Here is a 23,034-nt window from a genome sequence, read left to right as displayed (position 1 = left end):
TAAAATATCATATCAATTGTATTATATAATACCTTGTTAATCACTCTCTATATAACAATATCTAAATTCAATATTCTTACTCCAACATTTATTAACATAAAAGAAGAAGGAATACCTTTAATAGGTACTCCTCCTTCTTTTACTAGATATTCAACTAGCTTTTCATTTATATTAAGTTTTATTGAGTCTATTTCTCTTGATTCATTCATTGTTATTTCAGATATTATCATATGTAGTAACTTTTTCTGTTGCTCTCTACTTACACTACTATTTAATATCTTACTGAAATTCATAAGTATATCTTTAATGAACTCATAAGGTATTTCTTCGCTTACCTCCTCAGAAATAGTTTTTAGCAAAGGCTTCTTTTCTTCTTCTAAATTTCTGATTTTCTCATTTAGTTCATCCTTTCTAATTTGAAACTCTTCTTTAGTTATGATGTCATCCTCATATGCTTCAAAGATTTTTCGTTTTCTTTTGTCTAGTTTTTCTAGCTCTTTATCTATGTCACTTAACAACCTTTTAGCTGGTTTAACTTTATCTTTTCTTTCCTTATTAATATTTTTAACAACTGCTTTAATCATTGCTTCATTAGATACTAATTCTTCAATCTTTTTAAATACATATTCATTAGCTTTATCTACTCTTATTGTATTACTATTACATACTGAAGTTCCTTTATTCTTCCAATTACCACAACAGTAATAAGCTATTCTCTTTTTAGTACCATCTGCTAATGTATTGGTTGTCCTAGAAATCACCATACCAGCTCCACACTTAGGACATCTTAGTATTCCTGTTAATGGATATTCTCCATCATATATTCTTGAGGGCTTTCCTTTCTTACTTTCTAAAATTAATTGAACTTTATCCCATAGCTCTCTATCTATAATAGCTTCATGTTTTCCTTTAACTCTTATTGGATTAGGATTTATATTCCTTCTTCTTTTCTCACTCCAATTTTGTCTTACATTATATCTTATTTCTCCTATGTATACTGGATTAGTTAGTATATCTCTTATACTTCCTACTGAAAAGTTATTTCCCTTTTTAGTTTTATATCCTAATTTATTCATTTTATTAGTTATTGCTTTATATCCCTTTCCTTTACTATATTCATTAAATATAAACCTTACTATTTCGGCTTCTTTTTCATTGATTTCTAGTTTGTTTTTCCCCTTTTTTTCTTCTTCTGGTGAGTTATTTGGTACTAAGTCATATCCTAAGACTCGTCCACCGCACCAATTTCCAGATTTTGCCTTTGCAATCATCCCCATCTTAACATTCTGTGCAATAGTCCCCCTTTCAAACTCTCCTATTAAAGCCATCATTTGAAATTGCATTCTTCCTGCTGGTGTATCTGTTTCAAAAGGTTCTGAATAAGATTTGAATGTTATATTGTTTTTCTCTAATAGATTTACAATCTTTAAAACATCTTCTAACTTTCTACTTACACGGTTTATCTTCCAAGATATAACCATATCGAACTTTCCTGCTTTAGCATCACTTAAAAGTTCTTTTAATGCTGGTCTATCTTTTATGTTTTTTCCACTTATTCCTCTATCAGAATAACATTTATAGATTATGTAATCATTAGCTTTACACCATTCTTCTAAAAGTCTTTTTTGTTCATCTATACTATATCCAAATTCTGCCTGTTCATCGGTACTCACCCGGCAATATATGGCAATTATTTTCCTCCTTTTTTCAATTTTTGTATCATTAACCAATTTCTTAAATCCCATAGAACTCCTCCTAATATCTAATCAAACTTATAATATATACTTAACTTTCTATTTCACTACCCTAAACTTATTATGGAAAATATCGTAGTAATTACATTTCGATATTTCAATACTTCGATATTTTCCATTGTTAATTAATCTATATAAAATCAGCTAATTAAAAAATTCAGTCTCAACTCCTAATGGTTCAAATTTATATATGAATATATAATCTTTCAACCTAAATTTTTTCATTACTTTTTTTAACATTTCTCCTACATTACCAATGTCATTACAACATTCCTCTTGACTAAACCCATATGAACCTATTAAGTTAAAATCAAAAAAATTAATTACTATTTTATCTTTGTCTTCCCTATTTAAACTTACATGGTAGATACCTGTTGAACAATACAATTCTGTAATTAACTTTTCTATCCATCCTTCTTTTCTTCTACTTCTTTTATTTTTCATAATAACTAACTTATTATGAACAGCTACCCATACACTTTTATTTCTTAACTCCATGTATTCACTTGAGTCACATTCAAATTTTACTTTAATATTATTCATTTCTAATCTCTCCTCCATATATGCTTATTAATTTACATTATATTTTTAATTATTCTCTTCTTTTACACACTCTCTAGTAATATAATTAATTATTATTTCTGAAATTAAATCTATTATTTCTTGGCAACTATTAATATTATTCATTTTACTAACTCCTTTTATCTTGAAATTATCGACATTATCGAAGTATTGAACCACGATAATGTCATTAATAAATTAAAAAACAATTACTTCTGATTCTGCTTGTATAAAATTAGCTATATCGGATACTTCCATTGATGATTATCCACCAATAAGTTCTTTAGGACTTTTACGGATTTCAATTTTCCTCCCTAAACTAGTATTGCTTGTAGAAAATGTTATTCCCTCCATAAGAAGATTAGATTTTAATTCATTTAATCTTCTACTAAGTACATTAGGTTCTTTTGCCCATAGTTTTGATTGAATATCAATCTTTTCATCTTCTGCAATGGAGTTTAGAATTTCTAGTAATTTAGATGCTGACCCTTCAAAATAATGTGTATTTTCCATTAATCTAATAATTGCTATTGCAATTGGATTTGAGCTAACTGCTTCATCATTAGCTTTATGTTGGTTATTAAGGTAGGCTTTTAAAAACTTTTCTCCACCAATACCACAAGCTTCTGCTATAGCATATCCCCATCTAGTAAAGTCAGCCATTCTTCCTAGCTTCTTTAACTTTACACTAGGATAAATAGTTAACGCTTTTGATATAGTACTAAATATAGCTCCTAACATTTTAGGTTTATCTCTGTTGAACTCTTCCCATACTTCACTTTCTTCCTTTCTTTCATCTTCGGATATTCTTTCAAGTCCTAAAAGTAAACTTCTATCTAATAAATCTGGTCTTGTTGCTACAACATTTATTCCATTAAGAATTACTGGCACTTTATATTCATATATATTCTCCTCATCATCTGTATAAAGCTTTCTTCTACTAAACCCTCCCCCTGTAGCAGCTGTGCATAATATGTCACTCTTTTCTGCTGAAATACTATCTATGTTATCAAAACATGGTAAGTAATTATTATGTAAAACTAATGATAAATCTGTTGAACTCTTAGGCATTGATATTACATCTCTTGCTGATGGGTCAACTATGCTTCTATCCATTCTCATAGTAGTTGTCTTTGATGCTCCCTTTTCGCCATGATAAACTATTATAGGATTTCCTATACTTAAAAATTTGGTAACAGTACTAACAGTATGTAAAATTTTATCTTCATCTGTCTTAAATCTATAATGTTTATTAATTATAGATATGTCATCATACTCTTCTGGTAAAACCTGTGGTTTCATTGTCTTACGTCTTGTAAATAATATTTGTCCACTATTATCAAGCTTCCAACCTTCCTTAGTAATTTTTATGAATGACCATTCCTTATCACCTAGGTCATAATAAATAGCTCCGTCTCTTTCCGTGCACCTTTTAGCTACATTAATCTCTTCTCCATCATATTGAGCTAAAGCTTCTAATACACTTACTGCTTGATTAATTGAATCCTTAGATGGAGCTTTTTTAGTCTCTTTGAAAAATCGCTTAACTAAAAAAGATTTATAGTCCTGTCCATTAACTTTCAGTACTAACGGATTTCCTTCTCTCTTTATGGCTACATACTTTTCATTTAATTCATCATGAAAAAACTCATCTTCTTCATTCATTGCCATTTCAATCATTATATCTGCTTGGCTTTTTTTCTCCTCTTTTAGATTTTTATTTCTACTTTTTTTACCTTCATAGCGTTCTCTAAGAGTTTTCCAACTCTCATGTGAACAGCTATCATGATGGCACTTAGCACTTATTCCACCTTCATGAAATTGAGTTATTGAAGCTGATTTATCTGTATGATTTTCATTCCAAGGACACCTTTTCAATACATAACAAGTTCTATCTGACTCCTCTTTTATTCTATCTATATCTATTCCATACGTATCTAGCCATTCTTTAACGTCAATTTTACTTTGAATTTTGCTAGTATTACTTTGCTTTTTAGCTTTAGTTTTATTTCCCTTTTTAGGCATAAGCTCTGCTATCTTATTTATTAAAATTTCCTCTACTACTTCAAATTTTTCTGGTACATCTACAATTCTTGACCTTCTATGTGGTCTTCCTTCAATGCTATCGCCTTTACAAGCAATAGTTCCATAAAGCTTGGTTATTCTAGCTGGATTATAATTAGTAGTATCGACTTTTGCTTTCTCTGTACTGAATTTATTATCTAGCACTTGTAAAAAAACTTTTATATTTTCAGTTACTTCCTTAGTATTAGGTAAATCTAACTTATATAATAAGTGATATCCATTTCCACTACACGCTTTAACTGGTTGTGGAAATTCATTATCATCTAAAAACAACTTAACTTCATCAGCAATTTTATTAGCATATTCAAGTTCTTCATCAGTTGATGAAATTCCTGATGCTCTGCATGGGTCAATATCAATAAGTAGTAATTTTCTTCTTATAATATCTGAATCTGATGTAGTATGTTGTGCATAATCTAGCAACTTATCCTTTGCTCTTGCCATTAAATCATATGAAAAAACATTAAGTGTGAAAAAAATATTATCTACACCATCGTATTTCTGAATATCACTTAAAAGCTTGTTCTTATCAATGTAGTATCCACTTCTAGTTCCCTTTTTTGTTTTAAGCATTCTAATCTCTAATGGATTTTCCATCTTTTCTAAAACATTTAACCCTTTCATTACTTCTTCTCTTAATTTTAAGTTGTTATTACTCATTCTTCTTCCTCCTAGCCTTTGTAAACGTTTACTAAAATACATAGTATAAACCAATTTGCTATCTTTTCCTATAAATAAATCGAATTATTATTTATATTTATTCATAGCTTATCTTGTTTTATTTACTTTATATTCTGTATTATACCAATATTTTTTAATATGTAAATACCCTCAACCTTTGCTATATCAAGGCTTCCACGTATTTTAATTCACTATTTTTCAGTTACATTCATCGCATTCCAACCCAAGACTTCCTGGCATAAAAACCTAATCAACTTTTTAAGCCTAGATTTCCTTACTCTTAACCAAATTCCAACCAACCCATTGATTCCACTTGGTTTATAGCCATTTTTGCTCTTATGTATTTTATTTCCATTTGCATATTTATACTTAAATCACTTCATTTTTTGCATAAATATTTTTTTATTTTTTTAGTTTTTCCTAATTGTACTTAAAAATATCGTTGTTATCGTATTATATATAACGGTAACAACGATATATTCCCCCTAAAAAAACACCTTACATCATATTTTACAAAAAAAAATCACTAAATATCTATTAAAAATTTAATAAATATCTAGTGAAAATTTATTTATAATTAGACTAATTCCTCACCTGTTGCAGTTTTCATTTTTCCTCTAAAAATATTTACAGCATCTACTATTGACCATACGTTATTAACTAAAACTAAAGGCTCAAAGAATATTATTGCTATTAAAAATATTGCTACTTGGATAAATCCTTTTTCTTTATAGCCTAAATAAAAATTATGAATTCCTATAGCTCCTAACAATATTGCTGAAATACCAGCTACTACTTTAGAATTTCCTATTGGTTTACCTGTCCCATTACTTCCTTTTAAACTATTAGATATGTTTATTTTTGAATTCTTTAATTTACATCCACAATTTAAACATACTTCTGCTCCTTCTTTATTCTTAACTTCTGTACCACATTCACTACAGTAATTATTACCTTGTCCTTTATTTGTTCCACAATGAACACATACAACCGCTTTTTCATTCTTAAATTTATTTCCACATTCTTTACAATACATAATTTATACCTCCACTTTTTCCTTATTTTTTTCTCTAATTATTTCTTTATTTATAACTTGTTGTAGCCAATTACACGTATATCCTAATTTTCTTGACAACTCTTTTAAGTTTTTACCATTATAGTTTTTATTTAAGTATTCTAATATGTAACTTTTAGAATATAATCTCATTGGAAAAGTTACTTGCTGACCTCTGTAATTCTCATATATCTTTAATGTAATCTCCTCTCCCAATACTTCCACCATATCTTTATAAATACCACTATAATTTTCACTCTTTTTACTCATACATATATTTACTCCTCCTTTTCATTTATAATATAAATAATAACCTCACTTACATTTTTTGTAATGTTGATTATATATGTGATTTTCTATTGTAAAATCATATATATAAATTCAATATCTAAAAATAGACATTGAATTTATTGTATTAATATTACTTATCTGAATCATTAATATAAAAAGAGTTAATGCTCCTGAAATATAGAAACATTAACTCTTTTAATTTTATTTATTGGTATTATATATATGATTTAATTATTATTAATTGTATATATTTATTCTTTATTCTTTTTTTCTCTATTCTGATTATATATTTTTATTTTATTAAGGCTTTAGCCCCCCTATCCCCCCGTCACTCCTTTCGAGTTCCGAGTTCCCTCTTTACAAGTTCCATTATTTATATGTTTTATCTTTTTAATTTTTTTATTTTTAAGTGAAATTTATTTACCTACCATATATTATATGTTCTCAATTACACTTATTTTCAAGTGGAATTAATCACTCTAGGAGTTTCTACTCATTCAATTTTTATTGCTCTTTTCCTACTTGATTTCCTAGAATGTAAAATCTACTAAAATTTTTCTTGTGACCTCCAACTTTTTTATCTAATTATTCAAGTTAAAAACAACTTATTTAGCTTTTTTTTGAGCTTTTTTAATCTAATGGCTACATTTATTCACAATTTAGAAAATCTCTGTTTTCTGATGTGTTTTTGTTGCTTTTTGCCCTATTTCTCTCTATCATCACAAGGCTTTTTCAACTTATCTTGTTGAATCATTATTCTTTTCTACATTTAAACTTATTATTATTTAGATTATTAATTATTAAAATACTTTAAAATTTATCACAACTATACTATTATTACTTATTATTTACCGCTTCTATTGAAGTAGCAACAACTGTTAATATAGTACCAACTACTTTTATTACCGTTATAATATCCATCTATCTCACCTCCTTTAAATATGTATAAATATATGAGTAACTATCTCTTACAGGAACTAATTTGATTACATACTTAGCAACTTCTAAATCTATATAGACTAATGTTTCATTATCATATCCTCTACCATTACAAAAACTTACTACAGTATCAAAACTCTTTATTAAATCAAATTGAATGTAGTTTAATTCTTTCTGCAACTTCTTTAAATCTATTTCCTTTTTATCATTTAACTCAATTATTAAATCTCTAGGATTCCATTGATTAGCAAGTCCTCCATCGTAGAAATCAAATCTCATTACTCCAAGTAGTTCCTTAGAACTATACTCAAAAGACTTTTCTTTACTTAGTTCTTTCATCTTATTACCTCCTAATATTCTTCTGCTAACATCATAGTTGAGTATTCATTATCATCTATTACGAAAACTTTTATGTTTCCATTAACCTCTATATTTTCTAAATCTATAACATACTTTTCTTTATACTCTGGAACTTCTTGACTATGTTCAATTACAATTCCTTCTTTACATTTTCTTACTTTGAAAACTTGTAAGTAGTCTAATTCCTTTCCCTCTTCATTCAACTTATCAATCATACTCCAAAGTATAAGTTGTAATCTTAAATCTAACTTTTCATTAGCTCCTCTTGTTATATATCTGCTCTCTTTCTTAAACATCTTAATCCTCCTAAAAATAATTAAAGCTACCTAATTACTTTTCTTGTAATTAAGTAGCTATTTTAATTCTTGCTTCAACATTTCTATGAATTCATCTGAAAATACTTTCTCTTTAATGGACTTCTTTATTAACTCCATTAACTCTAATTCAGTTACATCAAGACTTCTTGGAATATAAGTCTCATCACCTCTTCTAGTAGATTTATATACACAGAATCTTATTTCATTCCTTTTTAGTTCCTTGATATATATCTTTTCTATTGTATATGTATATTCATCATCTCCAACTTTTCCTTGATTTATTATCTTACAATACTTAGTTTCCTTGATTATCTTATCCTCTTTTATATTCTTACTCACATTAAATTAACCTCCATTTATTCTAATAGGAACTTAGAAAGTTCTTCTGTTGTTACTACTACAATTGCATAATCACTTGAAAGCAAAAATAAGGAAGAAGTCCAATTAACTCCTTCCTTACATTCAATAATATCAGTATATTCTGGTATTAAACCTTGTAACTTATCTTTCTTTAACATTTCGATAACAACGATATTTTCTGCTATAACTATATATCCTCCTAAATCTTTCTCTATATCTCTATTAGCTCCATAATTTTCACCTAATACATTAATGACGTCTAAAACATTACTGATTACTTCTATAGGATATCCTTTTAATTGATTTTTTAAATAAACCTTTTTCATTATAAATTTCTCCCTTCTAAGAAAGTAAAAAACTTTTACTTGTATACATAAATACAAGTAAAAGTTTGTTTTTCTAAGTTAATAATATATATTTAATTTATCTTTTAATACAGTAATTAACCTAATTCTAATATTGTAATTTAAAAGTGTTTTTGAAGATTTCTACAAAAAATTTACGAACCTTCTTGTATTGTTCAATCAAATTATCTTCATTTTTAATCCCTTATATTCATGATATTTTTTTATCCATTATCATAGAAATAATATATAACACTAATACTGGTGCTACTAATAATGAAGTACATACTATACCAATACTTACTGAAATATTTGTAGCTATGATTCCTATAATCGGTCCACCTAAAATTTGACCTAAGGAATTCATTTGTCCATTTATAGAAAGCACAGTAGCTCTAGAATTATCATCTATATGCCCATTTAACCACGCACTGAATATAGGTTCATTTATAATTCTAAAGGTATTTGTTGCCAAATAAGCTATTAACATTAAACTAAAGTTTCTTGTAAGAGCAAATATCAACATAGACGATATATAAAGTATATTTATGCATAATAATAGTTTTCCATTTTTCCTATTATCCTCATTCTTAAGATTCTTTGCCATAAAATGCATTACTATGAAGCTCAATATCATTCCTAAAATTCCAAAAATTCCAAACCAAGTCACTGAACTAAGGTTTCCAAGTTTAGGAAGTGTAGTATCTTGTAAAAAATGCGCATTAGAAAGTCTATCATAACCTTCACTTGATAATCCATAAAATAAAGTTACTGCAAGTAAAATCATAATTATAGATTTACTTTTTACAAATTTAAGACCAGATTTAAATGTATATACCATCTTTTTGAATGTATTTAAATCCCCAGGAGCAGATGGTTTAAAATTATTTTCTGGCATATATAACCATAAAAATAATGCAAGAATTATAAATAAAACTCCACTAACTATAATAGGAAGCCTTACAGAGAAATTAGCTATTACAGTGCTTAGTACTATTCCAATAAATGCTCCTATCTGCCCTGCTTGTGCTCCCTTTATATAAATTTCATCTAAATCTTTATTCTTCTCTTCTTCCGCAATCCAAGCTTCAAGCGAGCCACTGATAAAAGTAGACCCTAATCCCCATACAATCTGTGCTACAAGTACGAAAACAAAACTAGAAATAGAACCTTCTAAAATAAATCCCACTCCTGTTAAAACTCCCCCAATAACAATAGATAGTTTACGACTATACACATCTGCAACTATACCTGTAGGAATTTCAAATATAAAGCATGCTAATTCCAAAGTAGTTCCAACAAGTATAAGCTGAAGTGGATTTAAATGAACTATTTCAATGTGATACACTATCATAACTGTAGCTACTAACGAAAAACACATTGCTGTAATAGCTGAAAATAATAAATAAGTTTTATATGCTGAAAGTTTATTAACCATTAATCATCACCATCCTAGTATTTCTTAAAAAATTTGTTTGTTTTTCATAATCTTCATATTTAAATATATAAATCATCAAAATAATCTCCTTAAACAAAAAAAGCTGTAAATGAACATAATTCACTTACAGCCTCATAATCATATAACCTAAATATAAACATAAAATATAGAACTTTAATTATATAACTTATGATTAAGCTATTCAAATTAAAATCTTATACCATATCTATATATAGCAAAAATAGACATAAAAATACCGTGTTTAGAACACGGTTTTCCTATCCTGCAAATAAAGATGTAACATGCTCATTATAATACTAATTATTTTTAGAGTACACAAATAAACATGGTAATATCAATATTATCAATAATTGATTCTACCACAAATAAACCTTGAGTTATTCAAGATTTTTCATATACTTTTAAAAATAATCCTTATTCAGTTAATTTAATTAAAAATTACCTCTTTGCGCATATTTACAACACCTTTACATTTATATTTTTTATGCTTATATTTTAGTATAATTATAGTATATATAATTTTAAAAATTTTTTCAATGCTACAGATTCTGAAAAACAAATTCTAATTTTCTCAAGTAGTGAAAAATGAAGAATCTATAAATAAAATTAAAATACCCAACAAAAATTCAAACTTTAGATTTTTGTAAGTTTCATTGCAAAAATTAAAGCACACCTATCGTCCATTTATATATCCAATTCTATCCAAAACCTCATTTATTTATGGTACGGTTCATTCTTCATTATTCTAAATGCTCTATAAACTTGTTCTAATAACATTACTCTAAATAATTGATGTGGAAATGTCATTTTTGAAAAGCATAATTTATAATCAGCTCTTTTTATTACTTCTTGTGATAATCCAAGGCTTCCTCCAATTACAAAAGTAATATTTGAATTCCCCATAACTCCACAATTCTCTATATACTTTGAAAACTTCTCAGAAGTTATTTCATTACCTTTTAAATCCATAGCAATTACATGCATATTATCCTTTATTTTTGAAAGTATTAACTTACCTTCTTTTTCTTTTATTTGTAGCTCCTCTTTTTCTGAAGCATTATCTGGTGTTTTCTCATCAGGAAGTTCTATTATTTCTAATTTGCAATATCTACTTAATCTTTTTGAATACTCATCTATAGCTTGCTTTAAATACTTTTCCTTTAGCTTCCCTACTGAAATAACTGTTATATTCATCTTTCGCCCTCCTAGTTTTAACTACCAATAATATTACCATAAAGTAAAGCTCTTAGTAATACTATAAAACATCCTATACCTCTTATTAATAATTCATATTTAATGAAATATATAAATATAAATTATTAACTTTTAGTACATAGTCTTAATCATTTTAAAATACCATAATATTTTAAAACTAAAATATTAATTTTTATATATAAAAAAGACTATGCAAGATATAATTCTTACATAGTCTTTTAAACTTTTATAGCATATGCATTGCAGCTCCTGTAAAGAATGGTATTAACCAAATTACCCAAACAATTATACTAAACTTGTGGAATTTAGCTATCATATTTTGATCTTTCTTTACTAAAACTACAGTTGCCCAGATAGCATGTACTAACATTAATATTAATGCTGCTCCACCTGTTATTGTGTGGAAACTAAAGTTTATTCCACCTGCTATTTTTTCCATAGCTCCAGTTCCTGTAGTATCACAAATTAGACCTAAGTAGAAAAATGCTAAGTGCCATGGTTTTAAAGTTTTTTGAATCTTTTCAGACCAAACACCTATACTATAAAATAATAGTGCTAAATTCATAAATATTATTGCTATAATTAATTCTTTTGACATTACTTTCATCTCCTTTTTATTTGAACCATGTTCATATTATAATACCATTGTATTCTACTTACAATTTAGTAATATTAATTTCTTAATAAAAAGACTTTATTAATTTTCAAAATTTAATAATTGCAAAGCAATACATTTAATAATAATTATTTATAAATTATCATTCTTTATCAGATTCAGATTTATAAAAAAAGTAAGAACATTTTTACATGTCCTTACTTGTAAATTTTAATATCCTAATTCTTCATTTAAGAATATTACATGTATTCTATTTGAATTACTTTGACTTCTGATTAAAGTATACTCCCTACATATCTTTTCTGGACTCTTACAATCCATGCAATTTCCTATCTTAGCACAAGGTGTTTTCTTATTTAATCTTTTTGCATTAGCAGGAGCTGAAATCCTTCTATTTCTTTGTATAGCCTCACTTAAATTTTCAACAATTTTATTATATCCTGCTACAATTATGACCTTATCTGGTCCATAAAGCATTGCTGCTACTCTGTTTCCATTACCATCAACATTATATATTTCACCTTCTTCAGTAATTGCATTTGTACTTGTGAAATATACATCTGATGAAAAGGCACCTCTGTATATCTTTTTTATATCTTCAGGTTTTAACCCCTCTTTATATCTATCTAAAAATTCATATCTTCCACTTCTAAGATGATCTATAACTCCAGCTTCAAATAAGGACATAGAGCCTCCGCAAGCTACTATATCTCCACTATTAGTTAATTCTTCTATCTTACTTATAAGTTCTTCTTTTGAATTTACTAAATAGCCATTCATATTATTTTCTTCTAAAGCCTTTATAACTTTATTAATTCTACATTCTCTTAACCACATAACATTCTTATCCATAATATAAACTCCCCCAAAATAATTAATACTTAAATTATATCATATTAAAATCTTAAAAAAGCACATAAAAAATAGGTAGACTAAGTCTACCTATTTAAAAAATTAATTATTTTCCACAACACTTTTTATATTTCTTTCCACTTCCACATGGGCATGGTTCATTTCTTCCAACTTTAACTTCTTCATTTCTTACAGTTTTTGAATCTCTGTATCTGAATTGGATTTCTCTTCTCTTTTCTCCTGAGAATATAGCATCCCATTGAGGTAAGTTAAATAAGTAATCTGCTTTCGCATCTAACATATTGTAGTATAAATTTTCAAAGTCTATATCAAATGATAATTCTGTATTGCTTTCAACTTTTTCTAAGTCATATGGAGTTTTTAAACTATCGTTTATTCCATCTACGAATCCCATTACAAACTCTTCTGTTGTACCGTATTCTTTAGCTAAATCTGCAATTGTAGCTTTCTTAACTTCTTTGTGATTAGCTAATAAATCTTTGTATATTTTAGTTTCTACATCACTATATTCTTTCCAGAATGCAGCTTCTCCCTTAACCTTAACATATTCTACAACCATGTCTGTCCATTGCTTATATAAACTCATACTTCCTTCTCCTTTTTAATCAACTTTATATCAAAATTATAATAATTTAGACAATATATTTCAATATTTTACTAATTAATAAACATATAAAATATATATTTTTAATACATATGAAATTATTTGTTTACATTTTTACAAATTCCCTAATTGTTTATCTTTAAATTAGGTATATCTTCTTTTCCGAAAGGTTTACTAATGTCAAAATTACCACCTAATGAATCAACCATTTGATTATCAACAAGTATATTAATCTTATTAATACTTGGTATTTGGGTTATTGTAGCTATTATACCTTCTAAGGTTGCCTGTTCTTTAGATGCACTCATATTTACAATAGCTTCCTTGCTTAAATTTATGATTGCAATATCATCTTTTATATCAAAAGATAATAATTTAGTATCCTTAGGTAATATAGGAGCTAAACTTCCCTTTTGAGATGGCCCTTGAATAAGAGCTTGTATTAAATACTGCCCTAAAATTTCATCACCATCAACAAGTATTTCTTGTTGCTCTATTTTAGGATTTTGTTCATCCTTAGTTCCATCAAAGTATAAAGATAAATCAATATCTCCTATTAAATCATTAGCTATTGTTTTTACCCTCTCATTATTGTTAGCTGCTAACTTATCCATCTTTATGCTGTCACATCCAACTAACAAAAAAGATGATAGAATTAATAAAATCATCCCTTTTTTCATATAAATTCCCCTTACTTAAAAACTTATATAACTACTTGGTTTATGTCTATCTGCTAACTTAAGCTCTAAATCTTTCCCTATGTTAATTTTATGTGCATTTAATACATTAATAACAGCTTGTTCAGCTAATTCTGGCACATTGTTAGTATTGCTTAAATGACCTAATATTATTTTTCTATGCATATCATGCTTCATTATATCAACGATAGCTTTTCCGCAATCTTCATTAGATAAATGTCCAACCTCACTAAGCACTCTTCTTTTTAACTCATAAGGGTATGGTCCAAACTTAACCATCTGTACATCATGATTTGATTCTAATAAAATAACTTCAGATTCTCTAATATTTCTTAATATTTCCTCTGTAAATGTTCCAATATCAGTTGCAATACTTGCACTTTTTCCCTTGTGCTTTATAGTATAACCTGTTGAAGCCACAGAATCATGTGGAGTATTAAATGATGTTATATCTAAATCATTTAAACTCATGGTGCTTCTCTTAGGCATAATTTTTATATTTTCTTCTTTTATTTTTCCTAGGGATTTCTCCATGGCTTTCCAAGTAAGCTCATTTGCATATATAGGTATATTAAATTTTCTTGATAATATACCTGCTCCTTTTATATGGTCACTATGCTCATGGGTTATGAAAATACCATCAATCTCATTTGGATTTTGACCTACTTCTTGTAAGCCATCTATTATTTTCTTACCTGATAATCCTGCATCAATTAGTATTTTAGTTTTTTCTGAACCTACTAATATGCTATTACCACTGCTTCCACTATATAGTGAGCAAAAAATCATATATTTCCCCCATTTTTTATTCTTATTTTCTGATTATATCAGCGCCAAGCATTCTGAATTTTTCTTCTATATGAGGGTATCCCCTATCTATATGTTCAATACTTGTTATCTCTGTAACTCCATCAGAAATTAAACCTGCAATAACCATTGCAGCTCCTGCTCTTAAATCAGTAGCCTTAACAACAGCCCCTGTAAGTCTATCTACACCATCTATAATAGCTGATCTTCCTTCAACTTTTATAGTAGCTCCCATTTTTTTAAGTTCATCTACATGCTTATGTCTATTTTCCCATATAGTTTCAACTATTATACTTCTACCTTTAGCTGTAGATAGTAGAGTACACATTGGTTGTTGAACGTCTGTAGGGAATCCTGGATATGGAGCAGTTTTTAAATTTACTCCTTTTAAATCTCCATCAACATAAACTCTAACACTATCGTCTCCCTCTTCTACTTTAGCTCCCATTTCTAAAAGCTTAGCTGAAATTGACTCTAAGTGCTTTGGTATAACATTTTGAATTGTTACGTCTCCTCTTGTAGCTGCCGCCGCTATCATAAATGTCCCTGCTTCTATTTGATCAGGTACAACACTATAATTACAGCCTTTTAATTCCTTAACACCTTTGATTCTTATGACATCCGTCCCTGCACCTTTAACATTAGCTCCCATAGCATTTAAAAAGTTCGCTACGTCTACTACATGTGGCTCTCTTGCTGCATTCTCTAGCACTGTAGTTCCTTCTGCTAAAGTTGCCGCAATCATAAGATTTATAGTAGCTCCAACACTTACTACGTCAAAGAATATATTTGTTCCTATTAATTTTTCTGCCATTATATTTACAGCACCATGCTCTATTGAAACCTTAGCTCCTAGTGCTTCAAATCCTTTTATATGTTGATCAATAGGTCTAACCCCTATTGGGCAACCTCCTGGAAGTTCAACTTTAGCCTCTTTAAAACGTGCTAAAAGCGCTCCTATGAAATAATAAGAAGCTCTCATTTTTCTTACGTCATTTCCACAAGCTTCTACAGTTTTTATTTCTTCAGCATTTATCTTTAATGTGTTATTATCTAATTTTTCAACATTACATCCTAATGATCTAATTATTCTCTCTAAGCAATGTACATCAGCTATATCTGGTACATTATCAATAATACATTCACCTTTGCTAGCTAGTATAGCTGCCGGTAATATAGCTACGGCAGCATTTTTAGCTCCGTTTATTTCTATAGATCCCTTTAAAGCTTTACCGCCATTTATAATTAATCTATTCATACAATTCACCCTTGCTAATTTTTTATATGTATACAATTACCATTTTCTTCTTTTTTATTCTTGTTTAGTTAAAAATTTTATTTCGATTAACCATATTTAAACTGGCTAAACCGTGAAATTTAAAGTATTACTCATAATTTTCATTATATCATAATAAGCTAATATTTAAAGATTTTTTTTATTGTTTACTTTTAAAATTTACCCAATTTATATTGTCTAAAAATACTTTTTATTCTGAAATTTCTCTCTTATTATTTTTTTTAAAAATTCTATATGTTATAATTTATAACAAAGTTTGTATTTATTTGGAACAAACTAATATTCAAGAGAGGTTTTGTTATGAAATATTATTTAGTAGCATTGTTTGATGAGGAGTCTTGTAAATCCCTTGAATCACTTCAAAGAGGTTTATTAAGGAAATACAAATTACCAAGAAATCATATAAGTTTACACATTCCTCTTGAAACAATTGATAACCCCAATCTAGATAAACTAGATGAAGTGGTCCTTAAATTAATCAAACCTTATAAGAAATTTAGGATAGAGTTAACTGGTAGTGCTGAGTTTAATGAAAGCACTAATAAAGCTCTAAACTTACAAATTGAAAACAAAGGTTATATTAAAAAAATTCATAGATTATTCAATGATATGCTAAAGTTACATGGTTTTAATGTTAGAGAGCGTGTTGACTCTCCTCTATACATACCTATAAATAACCCTAACTTTAAAGAAAATCATAAAAAGAATAATACACAACCTACTGTTTTTAACTTACGAGAATCTTCTCAAAAGAACATATTAAAAATTTCTAAAATAGAACTTTGGAGATTTCAAAATAACAAAAGAGAAATCCCTGTAAAATCATACGATCTAAGAAATTACTAAACAATTTATATGGTGTCTATTTATATTAATATTTATATGACATATATTCAATTAACTTAGGTTAAAATAATTGTAAATTAAACATTTCGTAACTTTTTAGGTCTGTATTCGTTTTCTCTTCTTTTCAATTGTGAAAAGATTCTGTAAAATTAACTAGTAAGCATTTTTTTGCTTAAGAAGATAGGGGGATATACTCATGGAGTTAGATAATTTTTTTATTCAACAAGATAAGTTTAACAAGGAACTTGTTATCGATAGTAATTTAAATAACTATAAAGTTACCACTAGAATGTACTTAGCGCTTCAAGTTAAAATAAGCGAATTAGCTGATGAAACAAAATGTTTTATTTATTGGAACGATAGCAATAAATCTAAAGTTTCAAAACAATTAGTTTTAGAAAAATATATCGATTGTTTAAAACAAATCCTTACTATAGGCTTAAATAAAAATTATACTTGCTTAAAGAAATTAATAGTTAAACCAAATGATTATTGTTTAAGCGATCAATTTTTAACTTTACTTATAGATGTAAATGACTTAATAATATCTCCATCTATTGATCACTATAAAACATTATTTGAAGATTTTATAAGTTTAGGAATAAGCTTAGGTTTTTCAATAAATCAAATAGAAGAAATTTTTTTCAAAAATGATTGTTGTAAGATAGCTCTCTAAAATTTAGAGAGTTATTTTTTTATTTGTGGAAATACTAAGCTTGAGGTGATTTATTATGCTTGGTATTATTTTAGCAATTATTTCTGGAGCAGCAATGAGTATCCAAGGAGTTTTTAACACAAGAGTTTCAGAAAAGATAGGTGTTTGGGAAACAAATACTATAGTTCAAGGTTCTGCTTTTGTTTTAGCACTGCTTATTATGCTTATGCTAAGAAACGGTAATTACTCTGAACTTCGTTCTGTAAACAAAATATATCTACTAGGCGGAGCAATTGGTGTTGTTATAACCTATACTGTTATGGCTGCTGTGGGAACCTTAGGACCAACCTTTGGTATATCAATAATCTTAATATCCCAACTCTTAACAGCAGGAATAATAGATGCTTTTGCCCTTTTTGATAGTGAAAAAATCAGATTTGCTGCCCACAATTATTTAGGAATCATATTAATGATAATTGGAATTATCATTTTTAAATGGAAAAGTTAATACATTGTCAAAATCATACTCCCATTCATATATTATAAAATAATAAATAATATGGGAGTATTTATTATGTTTTCAATAAAACAAAAATTGGATAGCAATCTAAAAATTTATATAAATCGCTCTTATTATACAAATTATAGAGTTCTTATAAAATGCAAAAAATTTATGGAAGATATAACAAAGAAAATACCTAAACTTAAAGGTATTGTTATAAGAGAAATTAAGTCATTAAATTTGATTTGCGCTATTCTTACACCAAAAGCTATTAATAGATTAATTGAATATCCTGAGATAGAATTTATTTCTTTTGATGATCATGCTATACTTTGCGGGCTTAGTATAAGTACTGCTAATAGAATTGCCACCAATAAATCTTTTAATTTTACTGGCAAGAATGTATCTATTGGATTAATTGATAGTGGAGTCTATCCTCATCAAGATCTAACAAATCCTACAAACAAAATAGATATGTTTTTAGATTTATTAAACAACTATTCTTATCCTTATGATGATAATGGACATGGAACTGCCTTAAGTGGAATTATATGTGGAAGTGGATATTCATCAAAGCTTGTTTTTAGAGGAATTGCAGAAAACACCAAAATATCTTGTATAAAGGCCTTTGATGCTAATGGAAAGGGCTATGTTTCGGATATACTTTTCGCCATTGAAACTCTTATAAATCAAGAGAATAATCCTATAAGAGTTTTATGTTTACCTTTTGAACTTACTAGCCATAATATTAAAATATCAGATTACTTTAACGAACTTTTTAAGTTAGCAGTTAGTAAAAATATAATTCCTGTTGTCCCTTCTGGAAGCATAGAAGGAGATAACACTATTCAGGGTTTAGCATTATCTCCTTGGTGTATAACAGTTGGTGGTATAGATTCTACAAAGACACCAACAACAACTTTTAAATTTTCTTCATCTGGAAATTCTAATGTGAAAAAACCAGATTTTTGTGCAGCTTGTGCTAATATAATGTGCTTAAACTCAGATAAAAAATATATTTCTGAAAGAAATGGAATAAAACTATATCCTCATAAATTAGATAGTAGTTACACAGTCTTTCAAGGAACATCCTTAGCCTGTGCCTACATATCTGGAGTATGTGCACTACTTTTAGAGGCCAAGCCAGAACTAAATTACAAGGATTTATGTTCTTTATTAAAAATAGCTTCTAATAATAAATATGAACTACCTTCTGATTCTGTTGGAGAAGGAGTCATAGATTTATCTTTTTTACTTGAAAATATTTAAAACTAACTTATATAATCTACAGGATTAATCGGATTACCCTTATATATAAGTTCTAAATGTAGGTGAGGCCCCGTACTTCTTCCAGTACTACCAACTTTGGCAATAGTCTCACCTTTTTTCACTTCTTTTCCAAGCTCAGTTAATATATAACTAGCATGAGCGTAGAGAGTTTCTGTATTATCATCGTGCTTTATCTTAACCATATTTCCATATATATCGTCATATCCAACAAAACTTACTACACCATCACAAGCAGCTCCTATTGGCGTTCCACTAGGCACAGCTATATCAACCCCTCTATGACCTCCTCTACTCTTTTCTCCAAAGACAGATGTTATAACTCCCCCTCTAGTTGGATGAGCTAAAAATGCCATATTGGAGTTAATTGGATTTTTTATTCCCTTATATATTTTTGTACTCTCAGCTTCTTTCAAAACTGATTCAGATATTATTTCACTTTCTGATTCTTTTCTATTTACAAAGGTTACTTTCTTTTTAACCTTTTTCTCTCCCCATTTTCCTTCTTCAATAGTATTTTCTCCTAAATACTTGTCTTCTAATTTTATAACTTCAACTGCCGGCTCTATTGATGCCACTTCATCAATTTCAGCTTCAATAGTTACATCTAGTAATGGCTCTTCTAAAATATCATTAGCAAGCATTATTTTTGAAGTTATATCCTCTACTGAACTTAAATCTTTAGACTGAATCATATTCTTTTTTAAATCTATTTTTGTATCAAAATTTACTTCTTTAACTAAAACTCCCTTTTCAGAAGCCTTATCTATGTATGTTTGTTTTATTTTATTTAAAACAGTTTCAACTGTATCAGGATTTCCTATATATCCTATAACCTTGTTATTTAGAGATAATTCATAAGCCTCCACATAAACATTAGCCATACAAGGCATATTTACAAAAATAAGTTTTTCACTTCCCCATCTTTGATATAAAGAGTTAGCAAAAACATTAGTTTTAACTGTAAAAAATAAAATAATTAAGGTAATTAGAAAAGCTTTAATAGAGTTTCTCCCCTCACCCTCTGAAATACTCATATTGGTAATTCTCCTTTTAATAAAAATTTTAGTATAAATTTAAACACGTAAATTAATTTTCCCACTTAACAAAAAATTATTCATGTAAATAAAATATTTTTTTGCAATTTATAGAAGCCTCCTTTATTGTTATAAAAAAGACACTTTGATATAATTAAACATAGTCTATTTTTTATTTATATACATTTTAAAATTTAGACTATTTATAAATCTAGAAAGGTGGTTATTTTTTGAGTACTTTTATGTTAAAAAACTCAGCCACTAAGTTTACTCCTGTTAGTAATGTATTCCTAGAAGAATACATGCCTAAAGCTCGTGGAGAATTTATTAAGGTTTATTTATTATTGCTAAAATATAATTTCACTGGAGAACCTGGAGTTAACTCTTCAATTTTAGCAACAAACTTAAATCTTTTAGAATCAGATATAATGAATGCTCTTAATTATTGGCATGACGAAGGTGTTATAAAACTAGTTCCTATAGATAAAATGAATAACTTTAAAATAGAATTTTTAGACTTATCAGAAGGTAATCATTCATCAAGTCAAAACTCTGTTGATTTATTATCAGCCCTTGATGAAAATAACACTAAGGATATGCTCAAAGATATAGAAAAGCTTATATGTCGTCCTTTATCCACAAAAGAAATGACAACTTATCTTTCTTGGCAAACAGAGCTTAATTTTTCCTCAGAGCTTATATTAATACTAATAGAGTACTGTGTATCTAAGGGTAAAAAAGATGTTAGATACATAGAGACAGTGGCTCTTGGATGGCATAATGCCGGAATAAAATCAATAGAGGAAGCTCAAGCTTATATAACTAAAACAGAAGATAAATGGGTTAAAATAAGAAAAATTCTTAAGTATTTAGGAATTCAAAATACTGAAATAATGAAGCCACAGGAAACTATGATGGAAAAGTGGCTTTTAACTTATAACTTCTCTGTTGAGTTAATACTTAAGGCTTGCGATATATGCTTTGAACGTTTAAACAGAGCTGATTTTAAATATATAGATGGTATATTAGGCAAATGGTTTAAAGATGGTATAAAAACTCTTGATGATGTGGCAAAAAAAGATATTAAAAAGACATCTAGTATTAAAAAACCATTTAACAAAAATAATTCAGCTCCAATTCAAAAGAAACCAGCTAGAGAAGCAAACTTTACCCAAAGAGATTATGACTATGATTCCTTAGAAAAACAATTGTTAGGATGGGATATTGAATGATTAAAGGTTATAAAAGTCAATTGATGGATATGTATGAAAAAATCCGTCAAAAAGAAAAATCAAATCTAGCTAATAGACAAAAAGAGTTAAAAGAAAAGCTACCTCAAGTTTTTGAGTATGAAAGAGAAATAAATAAGCTTTCTTTAAAACTTTCAATGCTTGCTTTAAGAAAACATGAAAAAGAAAGTTTTGAAAAATTAAAAAAAGAAATTGAAAATCTTAGAGATGAGAAAGATCAACTTCTTGCTATGAGTGGATATCCAAAAGATTATTTGGATATGCATTATACCTGTCCATCTTGTAAAGATACAGGATATATAGGCACTAAAAAATGTATTTGTTATAAGAAAAAACTTGTGGATATATACTATGAGAATTCTCATATGGCTGATGCTTTAAAGCTAAATAATTTTTCAAAATTTGATATAAATGTTTTTTCTCCTTTAAACAATGGTAATGAAAAGTATTCTCCAAGAGAAAATATGCAAATAATCATTGATAAGATGGTTAATGGATATATCCCTAAATTTAATAAGCATAATGAAAATATACTTTTCTATGGTAGTCCTGGAACTGGAAAAACATTTTTAACTTATTGCATAGCTAAAGAATTATTAGATAATGGATTTCTTGTAGTTTATAGAACATCTGATGAACTTATTAGAAATCTTAGAGAAATAAGATTTAATAATGATCATGAATTAGAAGATTTGCTTATAAATTGTGACTTACTTGTTATAGATGACTTAGGCGCAGAACAAATAACTGATTTCTCTACAACTGAGTTATTTACCCTTCTAAACAAAAAAATATTATTAAATAAAAAGATGATTATATCTACAAATTTAAATCTTCCTGAATTGAAGCAAGCTTATGCAGAAAGAATAACTTCTAGATTGCTAGGAAACTTTCTTCTATTTAAAACTTACGGAGATGACATAAGAATAAAGAAAAATCTTCAAAAAAGAAAAAATACACCTTATCTTACTTAAAAGATAAGGTGTACTTTTTTGCATAAATAAATTAAATGGCGAATTACTCTCTAAAAGAATAAAAAAAAACTTCAGTTTAACTGAAGTTCTTTGGAGCTGATGATCGGACTTGAACCGATAACCTGCTGATTACAAGTCAGCTGCTCTGCCAATTGAGCCACACCAGCA

The 23,034-nt window shown here is 27.8% G+C and carries 24 protein-coding genes and 1 tRNA gene; 6 read left to right on the top strand and 19 right to left on the bottom strand.

Going from position 1 to position 23,034, the window contains the following annotated elements:
* Positions 1–47: 47 nt before the first annotated feature.
* The 17 genes from QP548_RS12070 to QP548_RS11990 form a co-directional block, all read right to left on the bottom strand.
* Complete coding sequence (locus QP548_RS12070; protein WP_061429363.1) at positions 48–1,745, bottom strand: recombinase family protein; 1,698 nt, start codon at positions 1,743–1,745, stop codon at positions 48–50.
* A gap of 153 nt (positions 1,746–1,898) precedes the next feature.
* The gene (locus QP548_RS12065; RefSeq protein ID WP_061429364.1) at positions 1,899–2,297 is read right to left on the bottom strand and encodes a hypothetical protein; all 399 of its coding nucleotides are present in this window, start codon (positions 2,295–2,297) and stop codon (positions 1,899–1,901) included.
* Between the two features lie 282 nt (positions 2,298–2,579).
* A complete protein-coding gene (locus QP548_RS12060) occupies positions 2,580–5,060 on the bottom strand; it encodes a hypothetical protein (protein ID WP_139312305.1) in 2,481 nt (826 codons plus the stop codon).
* A 598-nt stretch (positions 5,061–5,658) separates the two neighbouring features.
* Entirely contained in the window at positions 5,659–6,117 is a 459-nt protein-coding gene (locus tag QP548_RS12055; protein WP_003466824.1) for an NINE protein, read from the bottom strand.
* Positions 6,118–6,120: 3 nt separating this feature from the next.
* Positions 6,121–6,405 (bottom strand): Mor transcription activator family protein, encoded by a 285-nt coding sequence (locus tag QP548_RS12050; protein ID WP_061416052.1) that lies wholly within the window; start codon positions 6,403–6,405, stop codon positions 6,121–6,123.
* Between the two features lie 942 nt (positions 6,406–7,347).
* Positions 7,348–7,704: a hypothetical protein gene (locus tag QP548_RS12045; protein WP_061429365.1), complete on the bottom strand. Its 357-nt coding sequence runs from the start codon at positions 7,702–7,704 to the stop codon at positions 7,348–7,350.
* 11 nt (positions 7,705–7,715) lie between these two features.
* Positions 7,716–8,021, bottom strand: a complete 306-nt coding sequence (locus QP548_RS12040) for a DUF960 family protein (protein WP_055227689.1) — start codon at positions 8,019–8,021, stop codon at positions 7,716–7,718.
* Positions 8,022–8,078: 57 nt separating this feature from the next.
* Positions 8,079–8,381 (bottom strand): hypothetical protein, encoded by a 303-nt coding sequence (locus QP548_RS12035; protein ID WP_004455733.1) that lies wholly within the window; start codon positions 8,379–8,381, stop codon positions 8,079–8,081.
* A gap of 17 nt (positions 8,382–8,398) precedes the next feature.
* Entirely contained in the window at positions 8,399–8,728 is a 330-nt protein-coding gene (locus QP548_RS12030; RefSeq protein ID WP_004455704.1) for a hypothetical protein, read from the bottom strand.
* A 229-nt stretch (positions 8,729–8,957) separates the two neighbouring features.
* Positions 8,958–10,184, bottom strand: a complete 1,227-nt coding sequence (tetA(P), locus tag QP548_RS12025; protein WP_004455690.1) for a tetracycline efflux MFS transporter TetA(P) — start codon at positions 10,182–10,184, stop codon at positions 8,958–8,960.
* A gap of 735 nt (positions 10,185–10,919) precedes the next feature.
* Positions 10,920–11,399, bottom strand: a complete 480-nt coding sequence (gene rlmH, locus QP548_RS12020; protein WP_003456814.1) for a 23S rRNA (pseudouridine(1915)-N(3))-methyltransferase RlmH — start codon at positions 11,397–11,399, stop codon at positions 10,920–10,922.
* Between the two features lie 247 nt (positions 11,400–11,646).
* Entirely contained in the window at positions 11,647–12,018 is a 372-nt protein-coding gene (locus QP548_RS12015; protein WP_003469883.1) for an HsmA family protein, read from the bottom strand.
* A 228-nt stretch (positions 12,019–12,246) separates the two neighbouring features.
* Positions 12,247–12,888, bottom strand: a complete 642-nt coding sequence (locus tag QP548_RS12010; protein ID WP_003479386.1) for a lactate utilization protein — start codon at positions 12,886–12,888, stop codon at positions 12,247–12,249.
* Between the two features lie 106 nt (positions 12,889–12,994).
* The gene (locus QP548_RS12005) at positions 12,995–13,495 is read right to left on the bottom strand and encodes an SEC-C metal-binding domain-containing protein (protein WP_003456869.1); all 501 of its coding nucleotides are present in this window, start codon (positions 13,493–13,495) and stop codon (positions 12,995–12,997) included.
* A 143-nt stretch (positions 13,496–13,638) separates the two neighbouring features.
* Positions 13,639–14,193 carry a GerMN domain-containing protein gene (locus QP548_RS12000; protein ID WP_061429366.1) on the bottom strand — a complete coding sequence of 185 codons (555 nt, stop codon included), beginning with the start codon at positions 14,191–14,193 and terminating at the stop codon, positions 13,639–13,641.
* Between the two features lie 15 nt (positions 14,194–14,208).
* On the bottom strand, positions 14,209–15,000 hold the full coding sequence (locus QP548_RS11995; RefSeq protein ID WP_025649077.1) for an MBL fold metallo-hydrolase: 792 nt from the start codon (positions 14,998–15,000) through the stop codon (positions 14,209–14,211).
* A 22-nt stretch (positions 15,001–15,022) separates the two neighbouring features.
* Positions 15,023–16,276, bottom strand: coding sequence for a UDP-N-acetylglucosamine 1-carboxyvinyltransferase (locus tag QP548_RS11990; RefSeq protein WP_061429367.1), 1,254 nt, complete (start codon positions 16,274–16,276; stop codon positions 15,023–15,025).
* A gap of 339 nt (positions 16,277–16,615) precedes the next feature.
* On the opposite strand from QP548_RS11990, the gene QP548_RS11985 reads away from it, so the two are divergent.
* From QP548_RS11985 to QP548_RS11970, 4 genes are all read left to right on the top strand, one after another.
* Entirely contained in the window at positions 16,616–17,161 is a 546-nt protein-coding gene (locus QP548_RS11985) for a 2'-5' RNA ligase family protein (protein WP_061429368.1), read from the top strand.
* 196 nt (positions 17,162–17,357) lie between these two features.
* The gene (locus QP548_RS11980; protein WP_061429369.1) at positions 17,358–17,837 is read left to right on the top strand and encodes a dUTP diphosphatase; all 480 of its coding nucleotides are present in this window, start codon (positions 17,358–17,360) and stop codon (positions 17,835–17,837) included.
* A 55-nt stretch (positions 17,838–17,892) separates the two neighbouring features.
* Positions 17,893–18,324 carry a DMT family transporter gene (locus tag QP548_RS11975; RefSeq protein ID WP_061429370.1) on the top strand — a complete coding sequence of 144 codons (432 nt, stop codon included), beginning with the start codon at positions 17,893–17,895 and terminating at the stop codon, positions 18,322–18,324.
* Between the two features lie 66 nt (positions 18,325–18,390).
* The gene (locus tag QP548_RS11970) at positions 18,391–19,587 is read left to right on the top strand and encodes a S8 family serine peptidase (RefSeq protein ID WP_061429371.1); all 1,197 of its coding nucleotides are present in this window, start codon (positions 18,391–18,393) and stop codon (positions 19,585–19,587) included.
* Positions 19,588–19,589: 2 nt separating this feature from the next.
* Here QP548_RS11970 and QP548_RS11965 read toward each other — a convergent pair whose 3' ends face one another.
* On the bottom strand, positions 19,590–20,642 hold the full coding sequence (locus tag QP548_RS11965; RefSeq protein ID WP_061429372.1) for a M23 family metallopeptidase: 1,053 nt from the start codon (positions 20,640–20,642) through the stop codon (positions 19,590–19,592).
* A gap of 230 nt (positions 20,643–20,872) precedes the next feature.
* Here QP548_RS11965 and QP548_RS11960 point away from each other — a divergent pair, with 230 nt between their 5' ends.
* Positions 20,873–21,874 (top strand): DnaD domain protein, encoded by a 1,002-nt coding sequence (locus QP548_RS11960; RefSeq protein ID WP_003456897.1) that lies wholly within the window; start codon positions 20,873–20,875, stop codon positions 21,872–21,874.
* Entirely contained in the window at positions 21,871–22,866 is a 996-nt protein-coding gene (locus QP548_RS11955; protein WP_061429373.1) for an ATP-binding protein, read from the top strand. The genes QP548_RS11960 and QP548_RS11955 overlap by 4 nt, the downstream gene beginning before the upstream one ends.
* A 91-nt stretch (positions 22,867–22,957) precedes the next feature.
* Here QP548_RS11955 and QP548_RS11950 read toward each other — a convergent pair.
* Positions 22,958–23,033, bottom strand: a tRNA-Thr gene (locus QP548_RS11950).
* Between the last annotated feature and the right edge of the window lies 1 nt (position 23,034).

This window comes from Clostridium sp. UMB9555A (assembly GCF_030222355.1).
Lineage (GTDB): Bacteria > Bacillota > Clostridia > Clostridiales > Clostridiaceae > Sarcina > Sarcina perfringens.
The sequence above is the reverse complement of the archived record's forward strand: the minus strand, read 5'-3'. Positions and strand labels throughout refer to the sequence as shown.